Raw genomic sequence first — 20,161 nt, forward strand, 5'->3', positions numbered from 1 at the left:
GGCGCCATCCCGAACGCTGTTGTACCGCAGCAGATTTGACGATATCGAAGCATCTGAACCCCGAAATTCCCGATCTGCATACTCAGCTCCACGCCAGCTCGTTCGAAAGGCTTACAACACCGGTTTTCGTGGGGGAATGCCGGGGTGGGGGTCGCAAATCCCTGCTCACGTGGGTACGGTCGCATTCGCTGCCCCCACACAAGGGCAGCCGCCCCGGCACCACCGGTGACGGGGCAAAGAACACACAGACGAAATCGGAGGAACCGTGGCCCTTCCCCAGTTGACGGATGAGCAGCGTGCAGCTGCCTTGGAGAAGGCAGCTGCCGCTCGCCGGGCCCGGGCGGAGCTCAAAGAGCGCCTGAAGCGAGGCGGCACCGATCTGCAGCAAGTGCTCAAGGATGCCGAGAACGATGAGATCCTTGGCAAGATGAAGGTGTCGGCCCTGCTCGAGGCTCTGCCCAAGGTCGGCAAGGTCAAGGCGCAGGAAATCATGACCGAACTCGAGATCGCCCCGACCCGCCGCTTGCGTGGCCTGGGTGATCGCCAGAAGAAAGCTCTCCTGGCCAAGTTCGACTTTGCCTGATCGCTCGCATACGTGAGCCGAGATCAATCACAGAGGGGCCGGCTGCTGGTTTTGGCCGGCCCTTCTGCTGTCGGCAAGTCGAGTGTTGTCCGACGGCTTCGTGAACTGTTACCCGACCTGATGTTCAGCGTGTCCGCGACGACCCGGGATCCACGGGCCGGAGAAGTCGATGGGCGTGACTATCTCTTCGTCGGACCTGACGAGTTCGATCGGCTGATCGAGGCCGGTGAATTGCTCGAGTGGGCGGAAATCCACGGTGGACTGCAGAGATCGGGCACTCCGGCGCGACCGGTTTTCGACGCAATGGAGCAGGGGAGACCCACTCTCGTGGAGGTCGATCTGGCCGGTGCCCGCAACATCCGGGACGCCGTCCCAGAGGCCGTGACGGTCTTTCTGGCGCCCCCGAGCTGGGACGTTCTGGTCTCGCGGCTGCGCGGTCGAGGCACCGAAAGCGACGAGATCATCGAGCGTCGACTGGAGACCGCACGCGCCGAACTGGACAGTGCGCACGAGTTCGATCACGTCGTGGTGAACGACGAAGTCGACTCGGTGGCCAAACAGTTGCTATCCTTGCTGGTTGAATCCCATTTGAATAATTCGTAGGAGAACTGTGAGCAGCTTGACCCAACAGGACGAGTTCATCGGCGAGGTCGACGCGACTGCGTACGACACACCGCTGGGCATCACGAACCCGCCGATCGATGAGCTGCTGGAACGGGCTTCTTCGAAGTACGCACTGGTCATCTTCGCGGCCAAGCGTGCGCGTCAGATCAATGATTACTACAACCAGCTCGGCGACGGGATCCTGGAGTACGTCGGACCTCTGGTCGAGCCCGGCCTGCAGGAAAAGCCGTTGTCGATCGCCATGCGCGAAATCCACTCCGACCTGCTCGAGCACACCGAAGGCGAGTAATTCCACCTCGGTTCCGAAAGGCGAGAGTTCGTGGGCGAGAACGTCGGCACTACGCGTAAGAACATCGTCATCGGAGTGGGTGGCGGGATAGCCGCGTACAAGGTGGCGTCGGTGATCAGGCATTTCACCGAGGCAGGCCACCATGTCCGGGTGATACCGACCGAGGCGGCGCTGAAGTTCGTCGGCGCCGCCACCTTCGAGGCCCTGAGCGGAAACCCCGTCAGCACAGCTGTGTTCGATGATGTGCCTCTCGTTCCGCATGTCCGCCTCGGACAAGAGGCGGACCTCGTCCTGATCGCGCCCGCGACAGCCGATCTGATGGCTCGCGCGGCCGGCGGTCGTGCCGACGACTTGTTGACCTCCACACTCCTGACCGCTCGGTGTCCAGTGGTGTACGTACCGGCGATGCACACCGAGATGTGGGAGCACCCCGCTACCCAGGCCAATGTGGCAGCTCTGCGCGAGCACGGCGCCACGGTGCTGACCCCGGCCTCGGGCCGGCTGACCGGTGCGGACACCGGAGCCGGCAGGCTTCCCGAACCGCAGGAGATAGCCCTACTCGGTGATCTGCTCCTCGAACGGCCGGAGGCACTCCCGTACGACCTGGCAGGCCTCAAATTCCTGATCAGTGCAGGCGGAACGCGCGAACCGCTCGATCCCGTTCGTTATCTGGGCAACCGCAGTTCCGGCAAGCAGGGTTACGCGCTCGCCCGCGCGGCGGCGCAGCGCGGTGCCCAGGTGACACTCGTGGCCGGTGCCACCGCCGATCTGGCCGACCCCGCCGGCGTCGAGGTGATCAAGATCGCCACCGCCGCGCAGCTGTCCGACGAGATCGGAAAGCGTGCACCCGAGACCGACGTGGTGATCATGGCCGCCGCAGTCGCGGACTTCCGCCCGGTGCACCTCTCCGGCGCAAAGATCAAGAAATCCGACAAGGGACCTGCCCCCATCGAGCTGACCACCAACCCGGATATCCTGGCCGGCCTGGTCGCGGCGCGCAGGGCCGGCGAGATACCCGACACGACCTCGATCGTCGGTTTTGCCGCCGAGACCGGCGACGAGCATCACGGCGTGCTCGACCACGGGCGGGCAAAACTTGCCCGCAAGGGCTGTGACCTGTTGGTCGTCAACGCCGTCGGCGAGGGTAAAGCCTTCGGGATGGACCACAACACCGGATGGATACTGGCTGCCGGCGGTGACGAGACGGCCCTGCCGCTCGGTTCCAAAACACTCATGGCGAGTCGAATACTTGACGCGGTGACTGTTCTGCGCCCAGATGGTGGGGGCACAGATGGTCGATGTAACTGACACCACCACCCCTGTGTAATTTGAGGTCCGCGGGTTTTCGCGCACCGTGCCGCCAGGACAACCGTTCCGAGAGGAAATCCATGACCGATTCCCGTTTGTTCACCAGCGAGTCCGTCACAGAAGGCCACCCCGACAAGATCTGTGATGCGATCAGCGACTCCATCCTGGACGCGCTGCTCACCGATGACCCCCGTGCCCGGGTCGCCGTGGAGACCCTGGTGACCACCGGTCAGGTCCACGTCGCAGGCGAGGTGAACACCACTGCCTGGGCCGACATCCCCAAGATCGTGCGGGACAAGGTTCTCGAGATCGGCTATGACTCGTCGGCCAAGGGTTTCGATGGCAACTCATGCGGTGTCAACATTGCGATCGGTGCCCAGTCGCCGGAGATCGCCCAGGGTGTCGACAATGCCTACGAGTCCCGCGTCGAGGGCATCACCGAGGACGAGATCGCCCGCCAGGGTGCCGGTGATCAGGGCTTGATGTTCGGTTATGCCACGAACGAGACCCCCGAGTACATGCCGGTGCCGATCGCTCTGGCCCACCGCCTCGCCCGGCGTCTGACCGAGGTGCGCAAGACCGGTGTGCTGCCGTACCTGCGGCCGGACGGCAAGACCCAGGTCACCATCGAGTACATCGATGACAAGCCCGTGCGCCTCGACACGGTCGTCGTGTCCACCCAGCATGCTGCCGACATCGATCTGGAGAATCTCCTCACCCCGGACATTCGCAACCAGGTCCTGGAGTCGGTGTTCAACGACCTGAACCTCCCCACACTCGACACCGATGACGTGCGACTGCTGGTCAACCCGACCGGCAAGTTCGTCCTCGGAGGTCCGATGGGTGATGCCGGGCTGACCGGCCGGAAGATCATCGTCGACACCTACGGCGGCATGGCTCGGCACGGCGGCGGCGCCTTCTCCGGCAAGGACCCGTCGAAGGTCGACCGCAGCGCCGCCTACGCGATGCGTTGGGTTGCCAAGAACGCGATCGCCGCAGGTCTGGCCGACCGCATCGAGGTGCAGGTTGCCTATGCCATCGGCAAGGCCGCTCCCGTCGGTCTGTTCGTCGAGACCTTCGGCACCGAGCATGTCGATCGCGCCAAGATCCAGTCGGCGATCACCGAGGTGTTCGACCTGCGTCCGGGCGCCATCATCCGTGACCTGGACCTGCTGCGGCCGATCTATGCTCCGACCGCGGCCTACGGCCACTTCGGGCGAACCGACATCGATCTCCCGTGGGAGCACACCGACCGCGCCGAGAAGCTGAAGGCCGCTGCCGGCGTGTGAGCGTCGCGGCGGGCTCGCCGCGGCATGAGCACAGTCACAAAGGGTCGGGAACTCGCGCCTGACCTGCCGATCGCCCGGGTACTACCTGCGCTCGGACTTGCCCATCTGGATCGTCCGTTCGACTACCAGGTGCAGACGGATCAGCACCTGGACGCCCAGCCGGGTGTCCGGGTGCGGGTGCGATTCTCGGGGCGACTCGTCGACGGGTTCATCCTCGAGCGCGTCGCTGCCAGTGAGCACCCGGGCAAACTCGGTTGGCTCGAGCGGGTGATCTCTGCCGAGCAGGTACTGACCCCCGAGCTGGCCGTACTCGCACGCGCAGTCGCCGATCGCTACGCGGGCACCATGACAGATGTGCTGCGGCTGGCGATACCCGCACGCCACGCCCGTACCGAGCAGGCGGTCGGCCCACCACCGGGCACACCGAAGCCTCCGACGGTCGACCTCGACGCCTGGGATGCGTACCAGCACTCTGACTCCTTTCTCACCGCGATCGCAGAGGGAAAGGCGGCGAGGGCGGCCTGGCAGGTGCTGCCGGGGGAGGACTGGCCGGCTCGCCTCGCCGAACTCGCGTGCCACACCGTCGTCCACGGGCGCTCCGCGATCATCGTCGTCCCGGACCAGCGAGATCTGGTCCGGTTGGAGACCGCGTGTGAACCGTTGCTCGGTGATCGGGTGGTGTCGCTGTCCGCGGGACTGGGTCCGTCGGCGCGGTATCGACGCTGGCTGCGGGCGTTGCGAGGCCAGGCGTCGGTGGTGATCGGTACGCGGAGCGCCGCGTTCGCACCGGTGCCGGATCTCGGTCTGATCGTCGTCTGGGATGACGGCGACGACAGCCTCTGCGAACCGCGTGCACCCTATCCGCACACGCGTGAGGTGGCGGTGTTACGTTCGCATTCAGAGACCTGCGCCCTCGTCCTGGGCGGTGCGGCGCGGACAGCCGAGACGCAGGCATTGGTCAACGCGGGTTGGGCACACGATCTCACCGGCGCACGCGCGACCGTCCGGCAGCGCACGCCCAGAGTTCATGCCCTGTCCGATGAGGACAATCGAATCACCCGCGACCCGCTCGCCCGCTCCGCCAGGATCCCGGCCGTGGCCTTCGATGCGGCGCGAGCAGCGATCGCCGCCGACGCCCCGGTGCTGTTCAGTGTTCCCCGGCGTGGTTACCTGCCGTCACTGGCGTGTGAGCGTTGTCGCGCCCAGGTCCGGTGCCGACGCTGTCACGGGCCGATGCAGGCAGACGGTCCGGGTGTGGGCGGTGCCCACGCGGGTTCCGTCGGCTCTCTGAGCTGCCGTTGGTGTGGGCACCCGGAGACCGATTTCCGTTGTGCCGAGTGTGGGTTCACCAAAGTGCGGGCGCTGACGACCGGGGCCCGGCGCACCGCGGAAGAGTTGGGGCGTGCTTTCCCCGGAGTCCCGGTGCTCACCTCTGGCGGCGACAAGATAGTCGCTTCGGTCGATGCCGGGGCGCGAGTTGTCGTCTCCACGCCAGGCGCAGAACCGGTCGCCGACGGCGGGTACGGCGCCGTGGTGTTGCTCGATACGTGGGCTCAACTCGACCGACCGGAACTCCGGGCCGGAGAAGAAGCCGTCCGCCGGTGGCTCTCGGCCGGTCTGCTGGTCCGTCCTCACGGTGAAGGCGGTGCGCTCGTCATCGTCGCCGATGCAGGTCTGGCGCCCGTGCAGGCGGTCATTCGCTGGGACCCGGTCGGATTCGCCGACCAGGAACTGTCTCAGCGCACCGAATTGGCCTTTCCGCCTGCGGTGACGATGGCGTCCATCGATGGCGAGGGTCCGGCGATCCTCGCGTTCGCAGAGACAGTCGAACTCCCGGCCGGCGGGGAGATGCTGGGTCCCGTCGAACTGCCACCCGGCGTCCGGCTTCCTTCCGGGCTGAACCGCGACGAGGTGTCCGACCCGCAGCGGATCTTGCTTCGATGCACACGCGCCCAGGGGCGTGAACTTGCCGCGGCCTTGCACGCTGCCCAGGTCGCGCGCAATGCCCAGCACGAATCCGCCCCGATCAGGGTCCAGATGGATCCGCCCACCATCGGATAGTCCGCCGAGCGTGCCTTTCTGGGCGCCGACCGTGCTTTTCTTGACGCCGATCGTGCCGTTCTGGACGTCGAGCGTGCCTTTCTTGACTTTGACCGCAGATTTTCGCACCCGACGATGCGCTTTCACCTGTGGACACCGGTTCGTCGGGGCCCTGGCGGTTTGCCGACGCTGGCCGGGTCAGGCACGGCACGTCGGTGGTCAAGGGCCCGGTCGGCGACCGAAAGGGCCCGGTCGGCGACTGAAAGGGCCCGGTCGGCGACTGAAAGGGCACGCTCGGGGTGGGGGTGAGGCAACAACGCGAATGGGTTCCCCGGGACCGGCCAACTACGCTGTTGGCTGGCCGGACGAGTGTTCGGCAGGCGCACACTTTGGAGGTTGCACATGCGGGTGGTGTTCGCGGGCACACCTGAGCCCGCAGTCGGTCCACTGCAAGCGTTGATCGACTCACCGCGACACGAGGTCGTCGGCGTCATCAGCAGGCCCGACGCCGCCGCAGGACGGGGACGCAAGGTGACCCGTTCACCGGTGGCGCAACTCGCCGACGACAACGGCATCCCGGTCATCACCCCGCGGAAGTTGGCTGATCCCGATTCGGTGGCGCAACTCCAGAAGTGGGCGCCCGAGTGCATTCCGGTCGTCGCCTACGGGGGACTGGTGCCGGCGTCACTCCTCGACCTGCCGACCCACGGATGGGTCAACCTGCATTTCTCTCTGCTGCCTGCCTGGCGCGGCGCTGCGCCCGTCCAGGCGGCGATCGCCGCAGGCGACGAGATGACCGGCGCGAGCACCTTCCGGATCGAGGCCGGCCTCGACACCGGACCGGTGTTCGGAGTGGTCACCGAGCGCATTCGTCCCGACGACACCGCAGGCTCTCTGCTCACCAGATTGTCCGAGTTCGGTGCCGGGCTGCTGACGGCGACCTTGGACGGGCTGGAAGACGGTGAGCTGGTCGCCGTTCCGCAGCAATCCGAAGGCGTCAGCACGGCGCCCAAGATCTCGATCGACCACGCCCGGATCCGGTGGGACCTGCCGGCGCACCTGATCGATCGGCACATCAGGGCGATGACTCCGGCCCCCGGCGCGTGGACCACCCTCGACGAGGTGCGGGTCAAGGTGCTGTCGACATCGGTGGTGCCTGCCGGCGAAGAGCAGGCGCCGGCGGCGGGCGAGCTGCAGGTCACCAAGAAGGCGCTGCTCGTCGGCACCAAGACCGATCCGATCCGGCTGGACACGGTACAACCACAAGGCAAAAAAGCGATGGCGGGCGCCGATTGGGCGCGAGGTGCCAGATTGACCGACGGACAGGCACTGACATGAACCAACCGACCGACCAGCGCGAGCACACACCGATCGACCCGGCTCGGGTTGCCGCCGTCGATGTACTGGCGGCCGTACGCGAACGTGATGCCTACGCCAACCTCGTGCTGCCGAAGATGTTGCGGGACAGGAAGATCACCGGTCGTGATGCTGCTCTCGCGACAGAGCTGACCTACGGGACATCGCGGGCGGTCGGGATGCTCGACGCCATCATCGCCGAGGTGGCGAAGCGTCCGGTCACCGAGATCGACGGCGCCGTGCTCGACGTCCTTCGGCTCGGCACCTATCAGTTGCTGCGCACCAGAATAGGAGCGCACGCCGCTGTCTCCACGTCCGTGGACCTCGTCCGTTCCCGTTCGGGCCACGGTCCGGTAGGTTTCGCAAACGCTGTGCTGCGCAAGATCTCCCAGCGTGACGAGGATCTGTGGGTGCAGGCGCTGGCGCCGTCCATCGCCGAGGACCTCATCGGGCATCTGGCCTTCCAATACGCACATCCCCGCTGGATCGCGGAGGTGTTCGACGAAGCTCTCGGCGGCTCGGCGGGGGCCTTGCAGGCTGCGCTCGCCGCCGACGACGAACGTCCACTGACCCATCTTGTTGCTCGACCGGGACTGATAACCGCCGAGGAATTGGCGCTGATCACCGGTGGCGAGGTCGGTCGGTACTCGCCCTATTGCGTCTATCTCGACGGGGGCGACCCCGGCGACCTCGAGCCGATCCGCGAGGGCCTGGCAGGGGTACAGGACGAGGGAAGTCAGTTGGTGGCCAGGGCCCTGGCGCAGGCGCCGCTCGAGGGCCCCGACTCCGGTCGCTGGCTCGATCTCTGTGCAGGTCCCGGTGGGAAGGCCGCGCTGCTCGGTGCACTGGCCGAAATCGAGGGCGCCAGAGTCGACGCCGTCGAGAAGGCGTCGCATCGTGCTGAGCTGATCAGCAAATCCACCCGCGACCTACCTGTTGACGTGCACGTCGCCGATGGTCGCGACCCCGGGCTCGAGCCGGGGTTCGACCGGGTACTCGTCGACGCGCCCTGCACGGGGTTGGGAGCGTTGCGGCGCAGGCCCGAGGCCCGCTGGCGGCGAAGCCCGAACGACGTCGCAGAACTCGTCACGCTGCAGCACCAATTGCTCACCTCGGCCGTCGAACTCGTGCGCCCCGGCGGCGTGGTGGTCTACTCGACCTGTTCCCCTCACCCGGCTGAGACCGCGGGAGTTGTCGACCGGATAGTCGCGGAACTCCCGGTGACCCCCCTCGACACCCGAGAACTCGTCCCCGGCGGCATCGAGGGACTCGGCAACGGGTCCTCCGTGCAGCTGTGGCCGCACCTGCACGGCACCGATGCCATGTTCTTCGCCGCCTTGCGCAAGGACTGACCTCGTGGCCGGCACCACCACGCCGCCGAAGGTGGCGACTCTTCACCAGGGGTGAGGGCACGGCGTTTTAACGGAGCTCAGGGGGAGGCGTCGGATCAACGCCGACGGGTCGGGCGGGCTGCGTACGGTGCGCCCTAGGATGACTCTCATGCAGACGCCTCCGATGATCGCGCCGTCCATTCTGTCCGCCGATTTCGCAAAGCTCGGTGCCGAAGCCGACGCGGTCGCGGGTGCGGATTGGTTGCATGTGGATGTGATGGACGGCCATTTCGTGCCCAACCTGACGTTGGGGTTGCCGGTCGTGCAGAGCCTGCTCAAGAGCACGGACATCCCGATCGACTGCCATCTGATGATCGAGGATCCGGGCCGCTGGGCGCCGGGGTACGCCGAGGCCGGGGCCTACAACGTCACGTTCCACGCAGAGGCCACCGACGATCCGATAGCGGTGGGCCGAGACATCCGGGCCGCGGGTGCAAAGGCCGGACTGAGCATCAAACCCGGTACCGACCTCGATCCGTACCTGGAGATCCTGAAGAGCTTCGACACGTTGCTCGTCATGAGTGTGGAACCCGGCTTCGGAGGCCAGTCGTTCATCCCCGAGGTCCTGGAGAAGGTACGTCGGGTGCGGTCGCTCGTGGACTCGGGCGAGTTACGGGTGCTCGTCGAGATAGACGGCGGGATCAACGCCGACACCATCGAGCAGGCCGCCGAGGCAGGCGTCGATTGCTTTGTCGCCGGGTCTGCGGTCTACAACACCGCCGATCCTGCTGTTGCGGTCGAGTCGCTGCGCGCCCAGGCGCTCGGCGCACGATGACACCATGACCGACGTCGATGGGGCGATGGGCCGGGCGATCACCGCGTCGCTCGGTGCGCGGGGGATCAGTTCGCCGAACCCACCGGTCGGAGCAGTGATCCTCGATGTCGACGGTGCCGTGGCCGGGATCGGTCACACCAGCGCGCCGGGCGGTGCCCACGCGGAGGTGAACGCACTGGCGCAGGCCGGCTCCCGGGCCGCCGGTGGCACTGCGGTGGTCACCCTCGAACCGTGCAATCACACCGGCCGGACCGGCCCCTGCACCGAGGCGTTGATCGCCGCAGGTGTTCGCGAGGTGGCGTACGCCGTCGCCGATCCCAATCCGCTCGCCTCCGGAGGTCATCGGCGGCTGGAAGATGCCGGTGTACTGGTGCAGGGTGGTGTCCGGGCCGGCGAGGTGAGTTCGGGCCCCCTCCGGGAGTGGCTGTTCCGGCAGAAACACGGGCGACCCATGGTCACCGCCAAGTTCGCGGCCTCGATCGACGGTCGGATCGCCGCACCTGACGGGACGAGTCAGTGGATCACCGGAGACGTTGCCCGTGGCCGCGTGCACGACGAACGCGCTCAGCTCGACGCGATCATCGTGGGCACCGGGACGGTGCTCACCGATGACCCGACGTTGACTGCGCGTAACCCCGACGGTTCCCTGCGTCGACACCAGCCGATGCGCGTCGTGGTCGGGTTGTCCGAGATCTCGCCGCAGGCACGCATCTTCAACGCCGACGCCCGCACGCTCCAGGTGCGCGACCGCGATCCGAACCGCGTTCTCGCGGCGCTGGGTGACCTGGCGAATGTGCAGATCGAGGGTGGCTCCCGCCTGCTCGGTGCGTTTTTCGCGGCAGGCCTGGTCGATCGTGTCCAGGCGTACATCGCGCCGCTGGTGATCGGCGGGGGAGCCTCCGCGGTGGTCGACGAGACCGTGCAGACCCTGACCCAGGGTCACCGGTTTGTGACCCAGAGTGCCGAAACCCTGGGTGACGACGTTCTGCTCACCCTGACCGCAACCCGCTGACCGGCGCTGTCACGGCGTTACGCCTGATCAGCTGCCCTGGTGGGTGTGCTAGCGTCGTTGGTGGAAGTTCTCGGGGCGGGGTGTGATTCCCCACCGGCGGTAAAGGTGAAGACCTGGTTTTTCTCCTAGCCCGCGAGCGCCTTCACCTCGGTGGAGGGTCCAGCAGATTCCGGTGAGATCCCGGAGCCGACGGTTACAGTCCGGACGTGAGAGAACACCACTGACAGGTCGCCCAGACCTGCCATGTGCCGCCCTGAGATCGCGCAGCGATTGAAGGAGAAGGCGATGTTCACCGGGATCGTCGAAGAACGCGGCAGCATTGTCGCGAGGGAAGACCTGACGGATGCGGCGCGGTTCACCGTCCGCGGCCCACTCGTCACCAGCGACGCCGGACATGGCGATTCGATCTCCGTCAACGGAGTCTGCCTCACGGTCGTCGACGTCCTTGCCGGCGGCGATTTCACCGTCGACGTGATGGGTGAGACCCTGCGCCGCAGCTCGCTGGAGGCCGTCGGACCGGGCAGCCCGGTGAACTTGGAGCGGGCGATGCCCGCGAGCGGACGGTTCGGCGGGCACATCGTCCAAGGTCACGTCGATGGTGTCGGCACCGTGGAATCGGTGGACGCGGGCGAGAACTGGACTGTCGTGCGCATCGCGATCACGGGGTCGCTGGCCCGCTACATCGTCGAGAAGGGTTCGATCACCGTCGACGGGGTGTCCCTCACCGTTTCGTCAGTCGGCCCGGACTGGTTTGAGATCTCACTCATCCCAACAACTCTCACCTTGACCACCTTGGGTGCTGCTGCACCGGGCGTGGTGGTTAACCTTGAAGTCGACGTGATCGCAAAGTACGTCGAACGGCTGGCTTCGATCGGAGTGGAGCGATGAACAACACCGCAGACAAGCCACAAGGGCTGTCCCAGGACACCAGGTTCGACACGGTCGAGCGGGCGATAGCCGATATTGCTGCAGGTAAGGCTGTTGTCGTCGTCGACGACGAAGACCGTGAGAACGAGGGCGACCTTATCTTCGCTGCGGAGAAGGCGACGCCGGAACTCGTTGCATTCATGGTCCGGTACACCTCGGGCTACCTCTGCGTGCCGCTGGACGGAGCCGATTGCGACCGGCTCGGACTGCCGCCGATGTATTCGATGAACCAGGACAAGCACGGGACGGCCTACACCGTCACGGTCGATGCCCGCGAAGGGATCGGCACCGGCATCAGCGCCTCGGACCGCGCGGCGACCATGCGACTACTCGCCAATCCAGAAAGCACGGCGGGCGATTTCACCCGTCCCGGGCATGTGGTGCCTCTTCGAGCCAAGGAAGGCGGCGTTCTCCGCCGCCCCGGCCACACCGAGGCCGCCGTCGACCTCGCCCGGATGGCGGGTCTGACACCGGCCGGTGTGATCTGCGAGATCGTGAGCCAGAAGGACGAGGGCGACATGGCCCAGACGCCCGAGCTGCGCGTGTTCGCCGACGAACACGACCTGGCGCTGATCTCCATAGCCGACCTGATCGCGTGGCGTCGTCGTCACGAGAAGCACGTCGTGCGGGTGGCCGATGCACGGATTCCCACTGCACACGGCACGTTCCGGGCAGTCGGCTACACCAGCATCTACGACGAGGTCGAACATGTGGCTCTCGTCCTGGGCGACATCCCCGGCGCGGACGGCGAGGGCAACGACGTTCTGGTCCGGGTCCATTCGGAGTGCCTGACCGGTGACGTCTTCGGCTCCTTGCGTTGCGACTGCGGCCCTCAACTCGATGCAGCGCTCGAGATGGTCGCGCAGGAGGGGCGCGGAATCGTGCTCTACATGCGTGGGCACGAAGGCAGGGGCATCGGGCTGCTGCACAAGTTGCAGGCCTACCAACTGCAGGATGCCGGTTCGGACACGGTGGATGCGAACCTCGAACTCGGTCTGCCCGCCGATTCGCGTGATTACGGTCTGGGTGCGCAGATCTTGGTCGATCTCGGTGTCGCCTCGATGCGGTTGCTCACCAACAACCCGGCGAAGCGTGTCGGGCTCGACGGCTATGGCCTGCACATCACCGAGCGCGTGGCGATGCCGGTGCGTCCGAACGCCGAGAATCTCCGGTATCTGCGGACCAAGCGGGACCGGATGGGCCACGACCTCACCGGGCTCGACGACCCGCACGGAACGGATACCGGCGGGGTGCAACCGATCAACATCACCGGAGGAAACCCCGCATGAGCGGCGCAGGCGAACCAGAGCTCGAACTCGGAGATGCCAGTAAGCTGCAGGTGGCAATCGTTGCCTCGCAATGGCATTCGACGATCTGTGAGTCCCTGCTCAGCGGCGCAACGACAGCGGCCGCCAAGGTCGGTGTCAATCAGCCGACGATCGTTCGGGTCGCGGGCGCCATCGAACTGCCGGTCATCGTGCAGGCCCTTGCCCGCAACCACGACGCGGTCGTCGCGTTGGGCGTGGTGATACGCGGTGAGACCCCCCACTTCGAGTACGTGTGCGACGCGGTCACCAGCGGACTGACCCGGGTATCCCTCGACGAGTCGACCCCGGTCGGCAACGGTGTGCTCACCACCAACAACGAACAGCAGGCACTGGACCGGGCGGGATTGCCGGATTCCTCGGAGGACAAGGGCGCTCAGGCGGCTACGGCGGCCATCGCTTCAGCGTTGACCCTGCGCGCGCTCTCCCGTGGCGAGTACCACGCCGGCGTCTGATGAGTGCACATGCCGACAGGACCACAGCGTCTGCGACGGGATCGCCTGTGAGTGCCAGTGGTGAGGCGATGGAGTCGAATGGTGAGCCACGCTGGTTGATGGTCTACCGGCCCCGCCGGTCACCGTTGTACGCGACCATTGCTGCGGTGGTGGTGGTCATCGTCCACGTCGTCGTCGGGTCGCTGTTGACGATCTCGGACACGGGCGCGAACTTCCAGACCTCGGACCAGATAGCCATGGGCTTGATCGGGGTGGTGATCGGCGGTTCGATGATGCTGCTGTGCCGGGCCCGGCTGCGGGTCGGCGCCGAAGGGGTCGGGATACGGAATCTGCTCGGCGAGCGGGTATTCGACTGGAGCATCGTCCGAGGTGTCTGGTATCCCGACAGCGGCAACTGGGCGCGTCTGGAATTGCCGGAGGACGAGTTCAGTCCGATTCTCGCGATCCAGGCGAACGACGGTGACCGTGCGGTGGCCGCGATGGCGGAGTTCCGCGATCTGCAGGAGCGGTTCGCTCCCCGCTGACGTCGGTATTTAACTCCTGTCGTTGCGGGGTACTAGCCTGGAAAATGTGGCTGACCCGTCGACGTACCGCCCGGCTCCGGGGAGCATTCCCACAGAGCCCGGTGTCTACAAGTTCAGGGACGTCCATCGGCGGGTGATCTACGTCGGGAAGGCGAAGAGTCTGCGCTCGCGGCTGACGTCCTACTTCGCCGATCTGACCTCGCTGCATCCGCGGACGCGGCAGATGGTGACGACGGCGGCGTCGGTCGAGTGGACTGTGGTCTCCACCGAGGTCGAGGCGTTACAGCTCGAGTACAACTGGATCAAGGAGTTCGATCCGCGTTTCAATGTCCGGTATCGCGATGACAAGAGTTATCCGATGCTCGCGGTCACGATGGCCGAGGAGTATCCACGGTTGTTCGTATATCGCGGTCCGCGGCGTAAGGGTGTTCGGTACTTCGGTCCGTACGCACATGCCTGGGCGATCAGGGAGACGCTCGATCTGCTGACCAGGGTATTCCCGGCCCGCACCTGTTCGAACGGTGTATTCAAGCGGCACAGGCAGATTGACCGGCCGTGTCTGCTCGGATACATCGACAAGTGTGCGGCACCGTGCATCGGTCGCGTCAGCGCGGAGGAGCACCGCGTCATCGTCGAGGATTTCTGTGATTTCCTCGCCGGGCGTACGGATCGGATGATCAACAATCTGCAGTCGCAGATGGAGAAGGCATCCACTGCCCTGGACTTCGAACGCGCAGCCCGTCTGCGTGACGACATCGGGGCGCTGCGCAGGGCGCTGGAGCGACAGTCGGTGGTCCTCGGTGACGGGACCGACGCCGACCTCGTCGCCATGGACGGGGACGATCTCGAGGTCTCGGTACAGGTCTTCCACGTGCGCGGAGGGCGTGTTCTGGGTCAGCGCGGCTGGATTGTCGAGAAATCGGGCGACGACGACATGGCCGATCAGGTGGGGCAGTTCCTGACTCAGTTCTACGGCGAGCAGGTGGAGCAGGCCGCGTCTGTCTCCGTGGAGGACGGTCACGCGTCTGCGGATCCGGTTCCTCGTGAGGTTCTGGTCCAGGCGTTACCCCCCAATGTCGGCGAAGTGCGCGAATGGCTTTCGGGTCTGCGCGGGAGCAACGTCGATCTACGGATCCCACAACGCGGCGACAAGAAGTCGCTGATGGAGACGGTCGCCCGGAACGCGTCGGGCGCGCTTGCGCAACACAAACTCAAACGGGCCGGAGATCTCACGACCCGGTCGGCGGCCTTGACCGAGATCCAGGACACCCTCGGCCTCGACACCGCACCGTTGCGTATCGAGTGCATCGACATCTCCCATGTACAGGGCACTGATGTCGTCGCTTCGCTGGTCGTGTTCGAGGACGGGTTGCCCCGCAAGTCCGACTACCGGCATTACGCGATCCGGGAGGCCGCCGGTGACGGCCATTCCGACGACGTCGCGTCCATCGCGGAGGTCACGCGACGCCGTTTCCTACGGCATCGCGCGGACCTGGCAGAAAGTTCGGCAGTGGCGATCCCACCGCCCCTCGCCGATGCGAGCGGGGGAGACCTCGCGCCCGAAGCGGCGATCGACCCGAAGACGGGCCGGCCACGTAAGTTCGCCTATCCGCCGAACCTGTTCGTGGTCGATGGCGGCGCCCCCCAGGTGCACGCCGCTGCAGCGGTCCTCGACGAACTGAACATCACCGATGTCGCGGTCGTCGGGCTGGCCAAGCGGCTCGAAGAAGTCTGGGTACCCGGCGACGATGATCCGGTCATCTTCCCGCGGACCAGCGAGGCGCTGTTCCTGCTGCAACGCGTACGAGACGAAGCGCACCGTTTCGCGATCAGTTTTCACCGCAGCAAGCGCAGTAAGCGGATGACCGCCTCGGCCCTCGATGGGGTCCCCGGCCTGGGCAGCACCCGCAGATCAGCGCTCGTCGCGCATTTCGGTTCGGTCGCGAACTTGCGGCAGGCGACCATCGAGCAGATCGCGGAGGTGCCGGGAATCGGGCAAATGACCGCAAAAGCGGTACAGGAGGCGCTTGTCGAACATAATCAGGACAGCGAGAAGACGGGACCCACCAGGTGAGCGAAACCCAGGCCGGCGCGGAGCGCGCGGTCACCGGACGGCCAGAGGTGTTGTTGGTCACCGGACTGTCCGGGGCGGGGAGCAGCACCGTGGCGAACCTGCTCGAGGACGCCGGGTGGTACGTGGCCGACAACGTCCCGCACACCCTCATCGGTTCGATGGTCGATGTGGCCCGCAAAGAGAATTCGACGATCTCCCGGTTGGCTCTGGTGATGCGTATCCAGGGCAACTCCTACGCCGCCGCCCTCGATGAGCTGCGGACAGAACTCGACGCGGCGGGCATTCACCCCAGGGTGGTGTTCATCGAGGCCTCGGAGCAGGTCCTGGTACAGCGGTTCGAGCAGGTGCGTCGGCGTCATCCGTTGCAGGGCAACGGGACTCTGATCTCGGCGATCGCTGCCGAGAGGACTATGCTCGCAACGGTCAAGGAGCGCGCCGACCTCGTTGTCGACACCTCCGGGCTCTCGGTTCAGCGGTTACGGGTGATCATCGAGGGTGCCTACGCCAATGCCTCCGTTGCCGACGTGTCGGTCGTGGTGGAGTCGTTCGGTTTCAAGTATGGACTCCCGATCGATGCGGACATGGTGGCCGACGTCCGGTTCCTGCCCAATCCGTACTGGATCGCGGAACTGCGGGACCACGACGGTCTCGAGGAACCGGTGCGGGACTATGTGCTCGGACAAGAGGGGGCGGGGGAGTTCCTCGACAAGTACGAGCAGATTCTCCGGCTGGTCGGTGCCGGGTACCGGCGGGAGGGCAAGCGCTACATGACAGTGGCCATCGGCTGTACCGGTGGCAAGCACCGCAGTGTCGCGATGAGTGAGGAGCTGGCGGCGAGGCTCTCGCGCACCGGTCCCGACTCGGACGCGTTCTCGGTGCGTGTGGCCCATCGTGATCTGGGGCGCGAATGAGTGGCACCGGTCCATCGATCGTTGCCCTCGGAGGTGGACACGGTCTCTACGCGACCCTGACCGCGATGCGTCTTCTGAGCGATGACGTCACAGCGGTCGTCACCGTCGCCGACGACGGCGGCTCGTCCGGGCGCCTGCGAGCGGAGTTGGGCATCCTTCCACCCGGTGATCTGCGGATGGCGGTGGCAGCGCTGCTGTCGGCCACCGATCCGGGTCCGGAGAGGTCGGCGACCGGTCCTGGTTCTCGACCTCCGCAAGAGTGGGCGACGTTGCTGCAGCACCGTTTCGGGGGCCAGGGTGCGCTCGCGGGGCATCCCGTGGGCAATCTGTTGTTGGCGGGGCTGACCGAGGTCACCGGCGATGCTGTCGAGGCACTCGAGATGATCACCGCGCTGTTCGGGGTGCGGGGACGCGTCCTGCCGATGTCCGCGACGGCGTTGACGATCGAGGCGGACGTCTCGGGGCTCGAAGCAGATCCGCGGATCAGCAGACCCATCCGTGGGCAGGTCGCGGTTGCGACGACCCCGGGAAAGGTGCGTCGCGTTCGCCTGTCACCGGATGATCCGCCCGCGTGCGCGCAGGCCGTCGACGCGATCGACAACGCCGACGTGGTGGTGCTCGGCCCGGGCTCGTGGTTCTCGAGTGTGATCCCGCACGTGCTCGTCCCGGAGCAACTCGCGGCCCTCAAACGCACCAGGGCCCGCAAGATCCTCATCGTCAATCTGGCTCCCGAACCTGGTGAGACAGCCGGGTTTTCGGTAGAGCGACATCTCCATGTGCTCTTCGCCCACGCTGACGATTTCCGGGTGGACCACGTCATCGTCGACTCGGGTTCGGTTCCCGTCGGACGTGAACGCGAGCACGTCGAACGGGCTGCTGCCCAGTTCGGGGCGACCCTGCACGACGGCGAGCTCGCAGTACCCGGGACGCACACCCACGACCCGGGAAGGGTCGCTGCCCTGATCGGGAGGCTGTGCGATAGTGAAGCCTCACGTTACCGATCGACAGTCGGGCAATCTGCATCTGAAACATCCAATGAAAGGGACGACGTCGAGTGGCGATGACATCCGCGGTCAAAGACGAACTGAGTCGTCTGGCGGTGACCCAGGTGAGCAGTCGCAAGGCAGAGGTGTCGGCGTTGCTCCGGTTCGCGGGTGGGCTGCACATCGTCGCCGGCCGGGTCGTGGTCGAAGCCGAGGTCGACCTCGGTAACGTCGCCCGCCGGCTGCGTCGGGAGATTTTCGAACTGTACGGCTACAACTCCGAGGTGCACGTGCTCAGTGCCGGCGGCATCCGCAAGAGCGCGCGGTACATCGTCCGTGTCACCAAGGACGGCGAAGCGCTGGCGCGGCAGACGGGTCTGCTCGACATGCGTGGTCGTCCCGTACGCGGCTTACCCGCGCAGGTCGTCGGCGGCAGCGTCGGTGACGCCGAGGCCGCCTGGCGGGGCGCGTTTCTTGCGCACGGGTCGCTGACAGAGCCCGGACGGTCCTCGGCGCTCGAGGTCAGCTGCCCCGGCCCGGAGGCTGCGTTGGCCCTGGTCGGCGCAGCCCGGCGGCTCGGGGTCACGGCAAAAGCTCGTGAGGTCCGCGGCGCGGACCGGGTGGTCATCCGCGACGGTGAGGCCATCGGCGCCTTGCTCACCCGGATGGGCGCCCAGGACACGAGGCTCACCTGGGAAGAGCGCCGCATGCGCCGCGAAGTCCGGGCCACGGCGAATCGGCTGGCGAACTTCGACGACGCCAACCTGCGCCGGTCTGCCCGAGCCGCGGTCGCAGCGGCCGCACGAGTCGAACGCGCGCTGGAGATCCTGGGCGACCAGGTCCCGGACCACCTGATCACGGCGGGCCAGTTGCGGATCACACACCGGCAGGCCTCTCTGGAGGAACTCGGCCAACTCGCCGATCCGCCGATGACCAAAGACGCTGTCGCCGGGCGAATCCGCCGGTTGCTCTCGATGGCCGACAAGAAGGCGCGAACCGACGGCATTCCTGACACGGAATCGGCGGTCACCGCCGACCTGCTCGACGACGACTGACGCCCTTGGGCGTTGCCGACCCCCGGCTCGGCTCCCCATCGACGGGTGACATCCAACCCACGGAGTCGGACCGGGCGTGCCTGGTCCGAGGCCGACGACTAGGCTGATCACTGCCGCAGACGGGCCACACGATGGCCCAGCACATCCACAGCTAAGGAGCTCATAGTGACCGTTCGTGTAGGCGTAAACGGATTCGGCCGGATCGGCCGTAACTTCTTCCGTGCCATCGAAGCGCAGAAGGCGCTCGGCACCACTGACATCGAGATCGTCGCGGTCAACGACCTCACGGACAACGCGAGCCTGGCACACCTGCTGAAGTACGACTCCATCCTCGGTCGGCTGCCGCAGGATGTCTCGCTCGAAGGTGACGACACGATCGTCGTCGGAGACCGCAAGATCAAGGCTCTCGCACATCGCGGCCCGCTCTCCGAGCTGCCCTGGGGCGACCTGGGAGTCGACATCGTCGTCGAGTCGACCGGCATCTTCACCGATGCCGCCAAGGCCAAGGGCCACCTCGACGCCGGCGCCAAGAAGGTCATCATCTCCGCGCCCGCCAAGGGTGAGGACATCACCATCGTGCTCGGTGTCAACGACGACAAGTACGACGGCAGCCAGAACATCATCTCCAACGCGTCGTGCACCACGAACTGCCTCGGCCCGGTCGCCAAGGTCCTCGATGACGAGTTCGGCATCGTCTCGGGTCTGATGACCACGATCCACGCCTACACCCAGGATCAGAACCTGCAGGACGGACCGCACAGTGACCTGCGTCGCGCCCGCGCCGCCGCCCTCAACGTGGTGCCCACCGGCACCGGTGCCGCGAAGGCCATCGGCCTGGTGCTCCCGCAGCTTCTCGGCAAGCTCGACGGTTACGCGCTGCGCGTGCCCATCCCGACCGGTTCGGTCACCGACCTCACCGCCATCCTGAAGAAGAAGGCGACCGTCGACGAGATCAACGACGCCATGAAGGCCGCAGCCGAGGGACCCCTCAAGGGCATCCTGAAGTACAGCACCGCACCGATCGTGTCCTCGGACATCGTCACCGACCCCCACTCCTCGATCTTCGATGCGCCACTGACGAAGGTCATCGACGAGCAGGTCAAGATCGTGTCCTGGTACGACAACGAGTGGGGCTACTCCAACCGCCTCGTCGACCTCACCGGTCTCGTTGGAAAGTCGCTGTAGCACAACCAGTTCGAGTAGACCCTGACCCTTCGAGCGCCGGGAGACGACGCGCCTG

The 20,161-nt window shown here is 66.2% G+C and carries 19 protein-coding genes and 1 riboswitch; all 19 genes read left to right on the forward strand.

Translation table 11 applies throughout. The features are described from left to right. Nucleotides 1–265 precede the first annotated feature (265 nt). The gene (gene mihF, locus BH683_RS13815) at nucleotides 266–583 is read left to right on the forward strand and encodes an integration host factor, actinobacterial type (protein WP_023959453.1); all 318 of its coding nucleotides are present in this window, start codon (nucleotides 266–268) and stop codon (nucleotides 581–583) included. A 45-nt stretch (nucleotides 584–628) separates the two neighbouring features. Beyond that, on the forward strand, nucleotides 629–1,186 hold the full coding sequence (gene gmk / locus BH683_RS13820; RefSeq protein WP_210405215.1) for a guanylate kinase: 558 nt from the start codon (nucleotides 629–631) through the stop codon (nucleotides 1,184–1,186). 7 nt (nucleotides 1,187–1,193) lie between these two features. Then, nucleotides 1,194–1,496 carry a DNA-directed RNA polymerase subunit omega gene (rpoZ, locus tag BH683_RS13825; RefSeq protein ID WP_084836844.1) on the forward strand — a complete coding sequence of 101 codons (303 nt, stop codon included), beginning with the start codon at nucleotides 1,194–1,196 and terminating at the stop codon, nucleotides 1,494–1,496. A gap of 30 nt (nucleotides 1,497–1,526) precedes the next feature. Then, the gene (coaBC, locus tag BH683_RS13830) at nucleotides 1,527–2,804 is read left to right on the forward strand and encodes a bifunctional phosphopantothenoylcysteine decarboxylase/phosphopantothenate--cysteine ligase CoaBC (protein ID WP_084836845.1); all 1,278 of its coding nucleotides are present in this window, start codon (nucleotides 1,527–1,529) and stop codon (nucleotides 2,802–2,804) included. An 80-nt stretch (nucleotides 2,805–2,884) separates the two neighbouring features. Further along, nucleotides 2,885–4,093 (forward strand): methionine adenosyltransferase, encoded by a 1,209-nt coding sequence (gene metK, locus BH683_RS13835; protein ID WP_084836846.1) that lies wholly within the window; start codon nucleotides 2,885–2,887, stop codon nucleotides 4,091–4,093. A gap of 24 nt (nucleotides 4,094–4,117) precedes the next feature. After that, entirely contained in the window at nucleotides 4,118–6,154 is a 2,037-nt protein-coding gene (locus BH683_RS13840; protein ID WP_168187046.1) for a primosomal protein N', read from the forward strand. 381 nt (nucleotides 6,155–6,535) lie between these two features. Beyond that, complete coding sequence (gene fmt / locus BH683_RS13845; protein ID WP_084836847.1) at nucleotides 6,536–7,471, forward strand: methionyl-tRNA formyltransferase; 936 nt, start codon at nucleotides 6,536–6,538, stop codon at nucleotides 7,469–7,471. Continuing rightward, nucleotides 7,468–8,841: a transcription antitermination factor NusB gene (locus BH683_RS13850; protein ID WP_084836848.1), complete on the forward strand. Its 1,374-nt coding sequence runs from the start codon at nucleotides 7,468–7,470 to the stop codon at nucleotides 8,839–8,841. The genes fmt and BH683_RS13850 overlap by 4 nt, the downstream gene beginning before the upstream one ends. A gap of 163 nt (nucleotides 8,842–9,004) precedes the next feature. Continuing rightward, nucleotides 9,005–9,655 carry a ribulose-phosphate 3-epimerase gene (gene rpe, locus BH683_RS13855; protein ID WP_084836948.1) on the forward strand — a complete coding sequence of 217 codons (651 nt, stop codon included), beginning with the start codon at nucleotides 9,005–9,007 and terminating at the stop codon, nucleotides 9,653–9,655. A gap of 4 nt (nucleotides 9,656–9,659) precedes the next feature. Beyond that, the gene (gene ribD, locus BH683_RS13860; RefSeq protein ID WP_084836849.1) at nucleotides 9,660–10,667 is read left to right on the forward strand and encodes a bifunctional diaminohydroxyphosphoribosylaminopyrimidine deaminase/5-amino-6-(5-phosphoribosylamino)uracil reductase RibD; all 1,008 of its coding nucleotides are present in this window, start codon (nucleotides 9,660–9,662) and stop codon (nucleotides 10,665–10,667) included. Between the two features lie 62 nt (nucleotides 10,668–10,729). Continuing rightward, nucleotides 10,730–10,887: riboswitch (FMN riboswitch) on the forward strand. 65 nt (nucleotides 10,888–10,952) lie between these two features. Next, a complete protein-coding gene (locus tag BH683_RS13865) occupies nucleotides 10,953–11,555 on the forward strand; it encodes a riboflavin synthase (protein ID WP_084836949.1) in 603 nt (200 codons plus the stop codon). Continuing rightward, nucleotides 11,552–12,883: a bifunctional 3,4-dihydroxy-2-butanone-4-phosphate synthase/GTP cyclohydrolase II gene (locus BH683_RS13870; RefSeq protein WP_084836850.1), complete on the forward strand. Its 1,332-nt coding sequence runs from the start codon at nucleotides 11,552–11,554 to the stop codon at nucleotides 12,881–12,883. The genes BH683_RS13865 and BH683_RS13870 overlap by 4 nt, the downstream gene beginning before the upstream one ends. After that, a complete protein-coding gene (gene ribH / locus BH683_RS13875) occupies nucleotides 12,880–13,374 on the forward strand; it encodes a 6,7-dimethyl-8-ribityllumazine synthase (protein WP_084836851.1) in 495 nt (164 codons plus the stop codon). The genes BH683_RS13870 and ribH overlap by 4 nt, the downstream gene beginning before the upstream one ends. Before the next feature lie 47 nt (nucleotides 13,375–13,421). Further along, on the forward strand, nucleotides 13,422–13,898 hold the full coding sequence (locus tag BH683_RS13880) for a PH domain-containing protein (protein ID WP_348639225.1): 477 nt from the start codon (nucleotides 13,422–13,424) through the stop codon (nucleotides 13,896–13,898). A 46-nt stretch (nucleotides 13,899–13,944) separates the two neighbouring features. After that, a complete protein-coding gene (gene uvrC, locus BH683_RS13885; protein ID WP_084836852.1) occupies nucleotides 13,945–15,972 on the forward strand; it encodes an excinuclease ABC subunit UvrC in 2,028 nt (675 codons plus the stop codon). Then, nucleotides 15,969–16,883: an RNase adapter RapZ gene (gene rapZ, locus BH683_RS13890; RefSeq protein ID WP_084836853.1), complete on the forward strand. Its 915-nt coding sequence runs from the start codon at nucleotides 15,969–15,971 to the stop codon at nucleotides 16,881–16,883. The genes uvrC and rapZ overlap by 4 nt, the downstream gene beginning before the upstream one ends. Next, complete coding sequence (gene yvcK / locus BH683_RS13895; RefSeq protein ID WP_084836854.1) at nucleotides 16,880–17,947, forward strand: uridine diphosphate-N-acetylglucosamine-binding protein YvcK; 1,068 nt, start codon at nucleotides 16,880–16,882, stop codon at nucleotides 17,945–17,947. Before rapZ ends, yvcK begins: the two co-directional genes overlap by 4 nt. Further along, nucleotides 17,938–18,921, forward strand: a complete 984-nt coding sequence (gene whiA / locus BH683_RS13900; RefSeq protein WP_084836855.1) for a DNA-binding protein WhiA — start codon at nucleotides 17,938–17,940, stop codon at nucleotides 18,919–18,921. Before yvcK ends, whiA begins: the two co-directional genes overlap by 10 nt. Before the next feature lie 165 nt (nucleotides 18,922–19,086). After that, a complete protein-coding gene (gap, locus tag BH683_RS13905; RefSeq protein WP_084836856.1) occupies nucleotides 19,087–20,106 on the forward strand; it encodes a type I glyceraldehyde-3-phosphate dehydrogenase in 1,020 nt (339 codons plus the stop codon). The last annotated feature ends 55 nt before the right edge of the window (nucleotides 20,107–20,161 follow it).

Source organism: Williamsia sp. 1138 (genome assembly GCF_002095435.2).
Lineage (GTDB): Bacteria > Actinomycetota > Actinomycetes > Mycobacteriales > Mycobacteriaceae > Williamsia.